The sequence below is a fragment of the Streptomyces sp. NBC_00104 genome (assembly GCF_045160825.1).
Classification (GTDB): Bacteria; Actinomycetota; Actinomycetes; order Streptomycetales; family Streptomycetaceae; genus Streptomyces.
In genome coordinates, this window is the sequence record NZ_CP108215.1 from 6474374 (window position 1) to 6486324 (window position 11951).

Annotated in this window: 12 protein-coding genes; 11 read left to right on the forward strand and 1 reads right to left on the reverse strand. The window is 70.6% G+C overall.

The window, feature by feature from the left end; translation table 11 throughout:
- Positions 1-94: 94 nt before the first annotated feature.
- Positions 95-586: an inorganic diphosphatase gene (locus tag OG272_RS28495; protein WP_020113767.1), complete on the reverse strand. Its 492-nt coding sequence runs from the start codon at positions 584-586 to the stop codon at positions 95-97.
- Between the two features lie 79 nt (positions 587-665).
- Here OG272_RS28495 and dacB point away from each other — a divergent pair, with 79 nt between their 5' ends.
- The 11 genes from dacB (at position 666) to OG272_RS28550 (ending at position 11876) form a co-directional block, all read left to right on the forward strand.
- The gene (gene dacB / locus OG272_RS28500; RefSeq protein ID WP_327728342.1) at positions 666-2306 is read left to right on the forward strand and encodes a D-alanyl-D-alanine carboxypeptidase/D-alanyl-D-alanine-endopeptidase; all 1641 of its coding nucleotides are present in this window, start codon (positions 666-668) and stop codon (positions 2304-2306) included.
- A 192-nt stretch (positions 2307-2498) separates the two neighbouring features.
- Entirely contained in the window at positions 2499-3623 is a 1125-nt protein-coding gene (locus tag OG272_RS28505; protein ID WP_326579388.1) for a zinc-dependent metalloprotease, read from the forward strand.
- A 191-nt stretch (positions 3624-3814) separates the two neighbouring features.
- Positions 3815-4993, forward strand: coding sequence for a tRNA lysidine(34) synthetase TilS (tilS, locus tag OG272_RS28510; protein ID WP_326579386.1), 1179 nt, complete (start codon positions 3815-3817; stop codon positions 4991-4993).
- Positions 4994-5087: 94 nt separating this feature from the next.
- Positions 5088-5648 carry a hypoxanthine phosphoribosyltransferase gene (gene hpt / locus OG272_RS28515; protein ID WP_326585685.1) on the forward strand — a complete coding sequence of 187 codons (561 nt, stop codon included), beginning with the start codon at positions 5088-5090 and terminating at the stop codon, positions 5646-5648.
- Between the two features lie 179 nt (positions 5649-5827).
- Positions 5828-7843, forward strand: a complete 2016-nt coding sequence (gene ftsH, locus OG272_RS28520) for an ATP-dependent zinc metalloprotease FtsH (RefSeq protein ID WP_326585684.1) — start codon at positions 5828-5830, stop codon at positions 7841-7843.
- Positions 7844-8022: 179 nt separating this feature from the next.
- Positions 8023-8628: a GTP cyclohydrolase I FolE gene (folE, locus tag OG272_RS28525; protein WP_326579384.1), complete on the forward strand. Its 606-nt coding sequence runs from the start codon at positions 8023-8025 to the stop codon at positions 8626-8628.
- A 60-nt stretch (positions 8629-8688) separates the two neighbouring features.
- Positions 8689-9555 carry a dihydropteroate synthase gene (gene folP / locus OG272_RS28530; protein ID WP_327728341.1) on the forward strand — a complete coding sequence of 289 codons (867 nt, stop codon included), beginning with the start codon at positions 8689-8691 and terminating at the stop codon, positions 9553-9555.
- Complete coding sequence (locus OG272_RS28535; protein ID WP_326579381.1) at positions 9552-10055, forward strand: nuclear transport factor 2 family protein; 504 nt, start codon at positions 9552-9554, stop codon at positions 10053-10055. The genes folP and OG272_RS28535 overlap by 4 nt, the downstream gene beginning before the upstream one ends.
- A gap of 248 nt (positions 10056-10303) precedes the next feature.
- Positions 10304-10663 (forward strand): dihydroneopterin aldolase, encoded by a 360-nt coding sequence (folB, locus tag OG272_RS28540; protein WP_405895169.1) that lies wholly within the window; start codon positions 10304-10306, stop codon positions 10661-10663.
- Positions 10660-11271: a 2-amino-4-hydroxy-6-hydroxymethyldihydropteridine diphosphokinase gene (gene folK / locus OG272_RS28545; protein ID WP_326579379.1), complete on the forward strand. Its 612-nt coding sequence runs from the start codon at positions 10660-10662 to the stop codon at positions 11269-11271. The genes folB and folK overlap by 4 nt, the downstream gene beginning before the upstream one ends.
- A 119-nt stretch (positions 11272-11390) precedes the next feature.
- Entirely contained in the window at positions 11391-11876 is a 486-nt protein-coding gene (locus tag OG272_RS28550; RefSeq protein ID WP_326579378.1) for a DUF3180 domain-containing protein, read from the forward strand.
- Positions 11877-11951: the final 75 nt, after the last annotated feature.

Here is an 11951-nt window from a genome sequence, read left to right on the forward strand (position 1 = left end):
TGCGCACCGACACTTACCTGTACGCGAACGGGCCACGCACCCCACCAAGGGGGTACGCGGCCCGTTCGCGAGACAACCGACAAGGCAGCCGGGGTCAGTGACCGCCCTGCTCCTTGAAGCGCAGGTACGACTTCTCGACCTCGGCCTCGGCCTCGGTGCGGCCGACCCAGTCGGCGCCCTCGACGGACTTGCCGGGCTCCAGGTCCTTGTAGACCTCGAAGAAGTGCTGGATCTCCAGGCGGTCGAACTCCGAGACGTGGTGGATGTCACGCAGGTGCTCCACACGCGGGTCGGTCGCCGGGACACACAGCAGCTTGTCGTCGCCGCCGGCCTCGTCCGTCATCCGGAACATGCCGATCGCACGGCACTTGATGAGACAGCCCGGGAAGGTCGGCTCGTCCAGGATGACCAGCGCGTCCAACGGGTCGCCGTCCTCGCCGAGGGTGTTCTCGACGAAGCCGTAGTCGGTCGGGTAGGCGGTCGAGGTGAAGAGTCGACGGTCCAGGCGGATCCGACCGGTCTCGTGGTCCACCTCGTACTTGTTCCGCGAACCCTTCGGAATCTCGATCGTGACGTCGAACTCCACCGGTGGCTCCTCCATGATCAACACATAGTTCTGGTGGTTAAGTGTCCCTCACGCAGGTGGGTGATCGCGAAAGGGGCTGGTGGTCGTGCGGGAGCCGAAGGTCTGGCGGGCCGCGAGACCGCATGTGGTGCGGGTGGTGCGAGGCGTGAAACCGGGGGTCGCGCGCGTCACGCGCGCCGTGAAGCCCGGTGCCGCGCGCGTCGCGCAGGTGGTGAAACCCGGCGCCGTACGCGTCACGAGCGCCGTCACGGCACGCTCTTCGCAGCTCACGGGGAGCACGAAGAAGCTCACGACCCTCCAGTTCACCGCCGGCGCGGCCACCCTGGGGCTGGTGCTCTCGGCCGGGGCGGTGGCCGCCGCCGGACCTTGGGACTCCTCCGGTCAGCGTACGGCCGAGCGCGACTGGGCGGCATCGCGGGACAGCCAGGGTGGCGCAGATCACGGACGTGATCCCGGCGCGGCGGCGGGGGCGCCCAAACCGGCGCCGAGCGCCCCCTCCGTGCTCGCCGGCCTCGGCGGCACCTCCGGCGCGGGCTCCGCCCCCGAGTCCGCCGCATTGTCGGCCGCCCTGGACCCGTTCCTGAACTCCCCGGTCCTGGGCCCCCGCCGCGCGGCCGCCGTCGTGGACGTCGAGACCGGCGAGCAGCTGTACTCCCAGAACGCGGACGACGCGCTGACCCCCGCCTCCACCACCAAGATCGCCACGGCCGTCGCGGCCCTCTCGGCGACCGGCGCCGACCACCGCATCGAGACCCGCACGGTCCTGGAGCCCGACTCCGCCGAGGTCGTCCTGGTCGGCGGCGGCGACCCCACCCTCACCGCCCGCGAGGACACGGGCGGCCACGCGAGCCTGCGCACCCTCGCCGACAGGACGGCCGCCGCCCTCCGGAAGCGTCACCTGAACGAGATCACCCTCACCTACGACACCTCCCTCTACGAAGGCCCCGAACAGCACACCATCGGCGTGAACGGCAACCTCGCCCTCGTCGTCCCCCTGATGGCCGACGAGGCCCGCCTCGACGACTCGTCCAGCGGCAGCGCGGACCGCGCCCCGGACCCGGCGGCGGACGCGACCGCGAAGTTCGCCCGCCTCCTGGAGGAGCGAGGCATCAAGGCGAAGACCGAGGGCTCCGCCCCGGCCCCGAAGAACGCCGAGGAACTCGCCGAGGTCGCCTCCCCACCCCTGTCGACCCTGGTCGAGCGCATGCTCACCCACAGCGACAACGACATCGCCGAGGCCCTGGCCCGCCAGGTCGCGCTCGCGACGGGCGAGCAGCCGAGCTTCGAGGGCGGCGCGGCGGCCATCAAGAAGGAACTGAAGAAGCTCGAACTGCCCCTCGAAGGCGTCGAGTTCGCGGACGGCAGCGGCCTCAGCCGAGGCAACCGGCTCACCCCCGCCCTCCTCACCACCCTCCTCGCCGAGTCCGCCGCCCCCTCCCACCCCGAGCTCCGCCCCGTCCTCACGGGCCTCCCGGTGGCCGGCTTCACCGGTACCCTCCGCACCCGCTACCCCTCCGACGCCACCGGCACCGGCGTCGTCCGCGCCAAGACCGGCACCCTGAGCAACGTGAACACCCTCGCCGGCACGGTCGTGGACGCCGACGGCCGCCTCCTCGCCTTCGCCTTCCTGGCCACGGAGACGGCACTGGAGAACACGGAGCCGGCCAAGAAGGCCCTGTCCGACGCGACCTCGGCCCTGGCGACGTGCGGCTGCCGCTGAAGGGGGAAGCGGGCCGGGGAAAAGCAAAAGGGGCGCAGCCCCTGCTTTTCAGGGGCGCGGGGCTGTGTCGACATGCGGCTCCGCCGCGTGGGCGCGAGCAACCACGACGCACCCGCAGGCGAAGCGCGACCGGTACCACCCCTCACCGTCGTGGCCTGCCCCAAGCGGCAGCGCTCACGTACGGTTGACAACATGACTCGTATCGGTGGTGCCGAGATGGTCGACTGGAATCTCGCGGTGGCGACCGCGACCCGGCTCGTGCGGCCGGGCCCCGAGGTGAGCCGCGACGAGGCCAGGGCCATCGTCGCCGAGCTCCGCCGACACGCGAAGGCGTCGGAGCAGCACGTCCGCGCCTTCACCCGGATGCTGCCCGACACGGGCGACGACACCCCTGTCCTCGTCGTCGACCGGCCCGGCTGGGTCCGGGCCAACGTGGCCGGCTTCCGCGAACTGCTGAAGCCCTTGCTGGACAAGATGCAGGAACGTCGCGGCAACACCCCGGGCGGGGCCGTGCTGGGCGCGGTCGGCGGCAAGGTCACCGGCGTGGAGCTGGGCATGCTCCTGTCGTTCCTCGCCTCCCGGGTCCTCGGCCAGTACGAGACGTTCGCCCCGGCGACCCGCGAACTCCCGGCCGGGGAGAACGGCGGCGGCCGACTGCTCCTCGTCGCACCGAACATCGTGCACGTGGAGCGCGAACTCGACGTACAGCCCCACGACTTCCGCCTCTGGGTCTGTCTGCACGAGGAGACGCACCGGACGCAGTTCACGGCGGTCCCCTGGCTGCGGGACCACCTGGAGGGTGAAATCCAGTCGTTCTTGGGGGAGACCGAGGTCGACCCCACGACCTTCCTGGAGCGCGTCCGGGAGGCCGCCCAGTCACTCGCGGGTGGCCGGCCCGAGGGAGAGGTCGGCGACGACGGTCACTCGATCGTGGAGTTGGTGCAGACCCCCGCCCAGCGCGAGATCCTCGGCCGGCTGACCGCCGTCATGTCCCTCCTGGAGGGCCACGCCGACTTCGTGATGGACGGGGTCGGCCCGGCGGTCGTGCCCTCGGTCGCCGAGATCCGCGAGAAGTTCCAGCAGCGCCGCGCGAAGGGGGCCTCGCGCCTGGACCAGGCCCTGCGCAAGCTGCTGGGTCTGGACGCCAAACTCCGGCAGTACAGGGACGGTGAGCGGTTCGTACGGGCGGTCGTCGAACAGGTCGGCATGGACGGTTTCAACCGTGTGTGGACCTCCCCGAACACCCTGCCGACCAAGGCGGAGATCGCCAAACCGGCGGACTGGGTCGCGCGGGTGCATCGCAAGGCGGAGTCGTGAGCCGCGCGCGAGCGTGGTGAACGAATCCGGCCGACGGCAGGCAAACGCCCCTCCAATCACCCGTCCGAGGGACCGTGAGCGAGGGGTAGGCGTGCAATGCTCGGGGAACGGCCCGGTTCTGTCACCATCTACACACTCTGAGTGACCGAGCTCGGGCTCACCCCCCGACAATTTCATGAAGGGAACCGGACATGGGTCCCCACCCCGCGGTCGCGGCGATACGCCTGGCGGTCCGCCGCGTACTCCACGACCTCCTCACCGAACACCACACGAACACCACCCTTCACGCGCCCGCCCACGCGCCCGCCCGTGCGACCTCCGGCGCGCCCTCGGGCACGGGCGCACAACCGGTGCCCGCGCCCTCCGCGGCCGTATCCCCCGTGGCCATGTCCGTCGGGGTCGGGCCCGGCGTTTCCGCGCGCCCGGGTGCCGCGCGCCGGGGCCCCGCCGCACCCGAGCAGCCGCTCGTGCTCGTGGCGTGCTCCGGCGGCGCCGACTCCATGGCGCTCGCCTCCGCCCTCGCCTTCGAGGCACCCAAGCTCGGCGTCCGCGCCGGTGGCATCACCGTCGACCACGGTCTGCAGCCCGGCTCCGACCTGCGCGCCGAGGAAGTCGCGCTGCGCCTTCGGGAACTCGGCCTGGACCCGGTCGATTCCGTGGCCGTGACCGTCGGCCGCGACGGCGGCCCCGAGGCCGCCGCCCGCGACGCCCGCTACGCCGCCCTGGACGCCGCGCTGACACGCCACGGCGGCACCGCCGTCCTGCTCGGCCACACCCGTGACGACCAAGCCGAAACCGTCCTGCTCGGTCTCGCCCGCGGCTCAGGCATCCGCTCCCTGTCCGGGATGGCCGCGGTCTCGGGGGCCGACGGCCGCTACCGCCGCCCCTTCCTCCAGCTCGACCGGCAGACCGCCCGCAAGGCCTGCATGGTCCAGTCGCTGTCCGTCTGGGACGACCCGCACAACGCCGATCCCGCCTACACGCGGTCCCGGCTCCGGCACGAGGGCCTGCCCGCCCTGGAGAAGGCGCTCGGCAAGGGCGTCGTCGAGGCCCTCGCCCGTACGGCCCAGCTCTCCCGCGACGACGCCGACGCCCTCGACTCCTGGGCCCGCCAGGCCGAGGCTTCCGTCCGGGACGCGGCGGGCCTGCTGGAGTGCGCGAAGCTCTACGCCCTGCCGCCCGCCGTACGCCGCCGGATCCTGCGCCGGGCCGCCATCGAGGCCGGTGCCCCGGCCGGTTCCCTCTTCGCCCGGCACATCGAGGAGGTCGACCGTCTCATCACCGGCTGGCGCGGTCAGGGGGCCATCAATCTCCCCGGCCGGGTCGTCGCCCAGCGGCAGGGTGGCAGACTGGTGATTCGGCAAGGCTGAAACCGGACGCCGAAGGGGCCCCTCACACGGGCCCCCGACCCCCTCGTGCGGGACGGGCGTCCGGGAGCGGCCCTGGGACGACCGACCGAAAGTGATGCGGGTGGACGCGAAAGACATGGGTGCCGACCTCAAAGAGGTACTCATCACCAAGGAAGAGATCGACGCGAAGCTGGTCGAGCTGGCCGCGAAGATCGACGCGGAGTACGCGGGCAAGGACCTGCTCATCGTCGGAGTCCTCAAGGGCGCGGTGATGGTCATGGCGGACCTCGCCCGGGCGCTGTCCACCCCGGTCACCATGGACTGGATGGCCGTCTCCTCCTACGGAGCGGGCACCCAGTCCTCGGGTGTGGTGCGGATCCTCAAGGACCTCGACACCGACATCAAGGGCAAGCACGTCCTGATCGTCGAGGACATCATCGACTCGGGCCTGACCCTGTCCTGGCTGATCTCCAACCTCGGCTCCCGTGAGCCCGAGTCCCTGAAGATCTGCACCCTGCTGCGCAAGCCGGACGCCGCCAAGGTCGCCATCGACGTGGAGTGGGTCGGCTTCGACATCCCCAACGAGTTCGTCGTCGGCTACGGCCTCGACTACGCCGAGAAGTACCGCAACCTCCCGTTCGTCGGTACGCTCGCGCCCCACGTCTACGGCGGCTGAACCAACCCCCGTAAGACGCTCGGGAACCCCAGCGGGTTTCGCGCCGTTGGAGCATGCGTGGGCGGGATTGCCAACAGTCCCCTGCGGCTTCGGGTGACAAAGCTGGGGTACCGTCCGAAGAACAGTCTTTTATCAAACTCACTATGGCAGGAGGGACGGGGCGGCACCGCTCCGTATGGATGGACGTGAAGCGATACTTCCGTGGGCCAGTCATGTGGATCGTGCTGGCCGTCCTTGCCGTGGTCGTGTTGATGCAGGTCGTCGGCTCGTCCGGCGGCTACAAGACGGTGGACACCGGCCAGGTGGTCCAGGCGATCAATGACAACAAGGTCAAAGAAGCCAAGCTGACCACCGGCGAAGAGTCGACCATCAAGGTTCAGCTCAAGGACGGCCAGAAGATCGAGGGCAGCTCGAAGATCCAAGCGAGCTATATCGGCGACCAGGGCTACACCCTCGCCAACACCCTGCAGGACAAGTTCCAGAACAAGCAGATCCCCGACGGCTACACGGTCTCCCCGACCAAGCAGAACGCTTTCGTCGGCATCCTGCTGTCTCTGCTCCCCTTCGTCCTCATCGTCGTCGTGTTCCTGTTCCTGATGAACCAGATGCAGGGCGGCGGCTCCCGGGTCATGAACTTCGGGAAGTCCAAGGCCAAGCTCATCACCAAGGACACCCCGAAGACGACGTTCTCGGACGTCGCGGGCGCGGACGAGGCCGTCGAGGAGCTCCACGAGATCAAGGAGTTCCTGCAGGAGCCCGCCAAGTTCCAGGCCGTCGGCGCCAAGATCCCCAAGGGTGTGCTGCTCTACGGCCCGCCCGGCACGGGCAAGACGCTGCTGGCGCGCGCCGTCGCCGGCGAGGCGGGCGTCCCCTTCTATTCGATCTCCGGTTCCGACTTCGTCGAGATGTTCGTCGGTGTCGGTGCCTCCCGGGTCCGTGACCTCTTCGAGCAGGCCAAGGCGAACGCCCCGGCGATCGTCTTCGTCGACGAGATCGACGCGGTCGGCCGCCACCGCGGCGCCGGCCTCGGCGGTGGTCACGACGAGCGCGAGCAGACGCTGAACCAGCTGCTCGTCGAGATGGACGGCTTCGACGTCAAGGGCGGTGTGATCCTCATCGCCGCGACGAACCGCCCGGACATCCTCGACCCGGCGCTGCTGCGCCCGGGCCGCTTCGACCGTCAGATCGCCGTCGACCGCCCGGACATGCAGGGCCGTCTGGAGATCCTCAAGGTCCACCAGAAGGGCAAGCCGGTCGCGCCCGACGTCGACCTCGGGGCCGTCGCCCGCCGCACCCCCGGTATGACGGGTGCCGATCTCTCCAACGTCCTGAACGAGGCCGCGCTCCTCACGGCCCGCAGCGACAAGAAGCTGATCGACAACCACATGCTGGACGAGGCGATCGACCGCGTGATCGCGGGCCCGCAGAAGCGGACCCGGATCATGTCGGACAAGGAGAAGAAGATCACCGCGTACCACGAGGGCGGTCACGCCCTGGTCGCGGCGGCCTCGCCGAACTCCGACCCGGTCCACAAGATCACGATTCTGTCCCGGGGCCGCGCCCTCGGGTACACGATGGTCCTGCCGGACGAGGACAAGTACTCGACCACTCGTAACGAGATGCTCGACCAGCTCGGGTACATGATGGGTGGCCGCGCCGCCGAGGAACTGGTCTTCCACGACCCGACCACCGGCGCCGCGAACGACATCGAGAAGGCCACCGGTCTGGCCCGCGCGATGGTCACCCAGTACGGCATGACCGAGCGTCTCGGTGCCATCAAGTTCGGCGGCGACAACACGGAGCCGTTCCTCGGACGTGAGATGGCTCACCAGCGCGACTACTCGGAAGAGGTCGCCGCGCTGGTGGACGAGGAAGTCAAGAAGCTCATCGAGAACGCGCACAACGAGGCCTGGGAGATCCTGGTCGAGAACCGCGACGTCCTCGACAACCTGGTGCTTCAGCTGCTGGAGAAGGAGACGCTGGGCAAGGAGGAGATCGCCGAGATCTTCGCCACCATCGTCAAGCGTCCGCCCCGGCCCGCCTGGACCGGCTCCTCCCGCCGTACCCCCTCCACCCGTCCGCCGGTGCTCTCCCCCAGGGAGCTCGCACTGACGAACGGCGCCAACGGCGCGGCGCCGGCGATCACCGCCAAGGCGCCCGTCGAGGCGACCCCGGAGGAGAGTCCGGAGAGCTGACGCCCCACCGATGAGATCCGGCCACCGGGAGCCCCTGGCTCCCGGCCCGGCCGCCTCATCAGGCCCGAGATGGATGCCGCGCCCCCCTGGATCTAGCCTGGGGGGCGCGGCATTTTCGTATGGCCGAAAGATGAGACGCGTAACCCGTACGCGTCGCAGGCTCAGGAGCGAGGCACGACATGACCGACCCCGTGACGCTGGACGGCGAGGGCCGCATCGGCGAGTTCGACGAGAAGCGTGCCGAGAACGCTGTGCGCGAGCTGCTGATCGCGGTCGGGGAAGATCCCGACCGGGAGGGGCTCAGGGAGACGCCGGCGCGGGTGGCGCGGGCGTACCGGGAGATCTTCGCGGGGCTGTGGCAGCGGCCGGAGGACGTGCTGACCACGACGTTCGACCTCGGTCACGACGAGATGGTGCTCGTGAAGGACATCGAGGTGTACAGCACCTGTGAACATCATCTGGTCCCGTTCCGGGGCGTCGCCCATGTCGGGTACATCCCGTCCACCACCGGCAAGATCACCGGACTGTCGAAGCTGGCGCGGCTCGTGGACGTGTACGCCCGGCGCCCGCAGGTGCAGGAGCGGATGACGACGCAGATCGCCGACTCGCTGATGGAGATCCTGGAGCCGCGCGGGGTGATCGTGGTCGTGGAGTGCGAGCACATGTGCATGTCGATGCGGGGCATCCGCAAGCCCGGCGCGAAGACCATAACGTCGGCGGTGCGCGGCCAGCTCCGGGACGCGGCGACCCGGAACGAGGCGATGAGCCTCATCATGGCCCACTGACCGGCCCGTCGCCCCGGGAGCGGCGGATCGCTCCCACCGCCGGGGGCCTAGGCTTGACGCATGAGCAAGCAGAACCGGCGCGGCCAGGTGGGCGGAATGCCCCGGTGGGACCGTTGTGCGGTCATGGGCGTCGTCAACGTCACCCCGGACTCCTTCTCCGACGGCGGCCGCTGGTTCGACACCACGGCGGCGGTCAAACACGGCCTGGACATGGTCGGGGAGGGCGCGGACCTGGTGGACGTCGGCGGTGAGTCGACCCGCCCCGGTGCCGCCCGCGTCGACGAGGCCGAGGAGCTCAAGCGCGTCATCCCCGTCGTGCGGGGGCTGGCTTCCGAGGGTGTCACCGTCTCCGTGGACACCATGCGCGCCTCCGTCGCCGAGCAGGCCCTCGCGGCCGGCGCCGCCCTCGTCAACGACGTCAGCGGCGGCCTCGCCGACCCCGCGATGATCCCGGTGGTCGCCGACGCGGGCGCCCCCTTCGTGGTGATGCACTGGCGCGGCTTCCTGGAGGGCGGCAACGTCAGGGGCGTCTACGAGGACGTCGTCGCCGAGGTGCTGGACGAACTGCACGCGCGCGTGGAGGCCGTTCTGGCGGGCGGCGTCGCGGCGGACCGCGTCGTCGTCGACCCGGGCCTCGGGTTCTCCAAGGACGCCGAGCACGACCTCACCCTCCTCGCCCACCTCGACCGGCTGCACGGCCTCGGCCACCCGCTGCTGGTCGCCGCCTCCCGCAAGCGGTTCCTCGGCCGGGTGCTGGCGGGCTCGGAGGGCTCACCGCCGCCCGCACGCGAACGGGACGCCGCCACGGCCGCCGTGTCGGCCCTGGCCGCTCAGCAGGGCGCCTGGGCGGTCCGGGTGCACGAGGTCCGTGCCACCGCCGACGCGGTTCGCGTGACCCGCGCGATCGAAGGGGCCCGGGAGCGGTGAGCGCTCCCCACACCGATGTCGAACAGGTCGAACTCGCCAACCGGGCCTTCTACGAGGCCATGGAGCAGGGCGACTTCGAGACGCTCTCCTCGCTCTGGCTGACCCCGGCCGACGTGGGCGTGGACGAGGAGTACCACGACCCCGCCGAGACCGGCGTGATCTCCTGCGTGCACCCCGGCTGGCCGGTCCTCACCGGGCGCGGCGAGGTGCTGCGGTCGTACGCGTTGATCATGGCGAACACGGAGTACATCCAGTTCTTCCTCACCGACGTGCATGTGTCGGTCACCGGGGACACCGCGCTCGTCACCTGCACCGAGAACATCCTCAGCGGGGGCCCGGCGCCGGACGGCAGTGACGAGCTGGGGCCGCTCGTGGGGCAGCTGGTGGTCGCCACGAATGTGTTCCGCCGCACATCCGACGGCTGGAAGCTGTGGTCGCACCACGGTTCCCCGGTACTGACCGAATCCGATGACGACGAGGGCGACGCGTCACCTTCCTGAGTGGGTGGGCGGTCCCCAAGGGCCAAGGCGTGATTGGGAACACGGGGTCGCGGGTATGGGCGGCTTCCGACCTGTGAGCCGCCGTGTTCCCTGCGGGAAACGCTCGGTGAACCCTGCCCGTACAAGGGTGGGGCCGAGCCTCCGTGGGGGAGCGCTGTCCGTGCCCGCAGGTAGATTCGAAGGTGGCCGGTGTGCCGACCGCATACGGACGACATCGGCCGTCACCGACGATTGCAGGAGTGATTCGCGTGGATCGTGTCGCGCTGCGCGGCCTCAGGGCCCGTGGGTATCACGGGGTGTTCCCGGGTGAGCGCGAGGAGGGCCAGACCTTCGTCGTGGACCTCGTCCTCGGGCTGGACACCCGGCCGGCCGCGGCCGACGACGACCTGGCGAAGACCGTGCACTACGGGATCGTGGCGGAGGAGGTCGTCGCCATCGTCGCGGGCGAGCCGGTGAACCTCATCGAGACGCTGGCCGAGCGCATCGCCCGGGCGTGTCTGCGGCATGAGGTGGTCCAGGAGGTCGAGGTCACCGTCCACAAGCCGAACGCGCCGATCACGGTCCCCTTCGACGACACGACCGTCACCATCACCCGGAGCCGAGTATGACCGCGTTCTTCACCGAGGGTCAGAGCGACCCGACCGTACAGCCGGTGCCGGCCTCCGTCGTGCAGAAGGTGGACGAGGCCGACACGACCCTGCACAACCCCCGCCGGGCGGTGATCTCCCTCGGCTCGAACCTGGGCAACCGGCTGGAGAACCTCCAGGGCGCCATCGACGCGCTGGAGGACACGCCCGGCGTCCGCATCAAGGCCGTGTCGCCGGTGTACGAGACCGAGCCGTGGGGGGTGGCGCCGGGCAGCCAGCCGTCGTACTACAACGCGGTCGTCGTCCTGAAGACCACCCTGCCGCCGTCCTCGTTGCTGGAGCGGGCCCAGGCGGTCGAGGAGGCCTTCCACCGGGTGCGGGACGAGCGCTGGGGGCCGCGCACGCTGGACGTCGACATCGTGGCGTACGCGGACGTGGTCTCCGACGACCCGGCGCTGATCCTGCCGCACCCGCGCGCGCACGAGCGGGCGTTCGTCCTCGCCCCGTGGCACGACGTGGAGCCGGAGGCCCGGCTCGCCGGCCGGGGCCCGGTCGCCCTGCTCCTCGACGGCGTCACCCGTGAAGGTGTGTCGCCCCGCGCCGACCTGGAACTCCACCTGCCCGAGTAGTCGTTAAGGTCTACCGGGTCGGGATCATCCCGACGCCGTCGGGATCACCGGCCGGGCCGACCACCCGGCGCCCGTGGTTCCCGGCGTCCGTGGACCATCGGGCTCGTCGAAGGGGCATCGTGAAAGAGCTGCGCATCAGGACGCTGGCCGCGGTGTTCGTCGTGGCGGGAGTGCTGTCCTGGGCCGGGGCCCGGCTGTGGAACTCGGTGGGCACCCTGCCGAGCGTCCCGCTGGCCGCCCCCATCGTGCTCGCCCTGATCGCCGCCGTCCTGACGGCCACCGCGCTGTCCATCCGCAACCGCCTCAAGGCCCAGCGGGAGCGGCGGCCGGAGGCCAAGGGCGTCGACCCCCTGATGGCCGCCCGCGCGGTCGTCTTCGGCCAGGCCAGCGCCCTCGTCGCCGCCCTCGTCTCCGGCATGTACGGCGGCGTCGGTGTCTTCCTCCTGGAGTCCCTGGAGAACCCGGCCCGCCGCGACCAGGCCATCTACGCCGGCTTCTCCGTCCTCGCGGGCATCGCCGTCATAGTGGCCGCCTTCTTCCTGGAGCGCGTCTGCAAGCTCCCGGAGGACGACGACACCAACGGCGGGGCGGCACGGGCGATGTGACGCCCGCGCCCCGTAAAGGGGCGCGGGGAACTGCGCGACCAGCCACGTCCGGCCCGCACTGTTCGTACGGGCGTC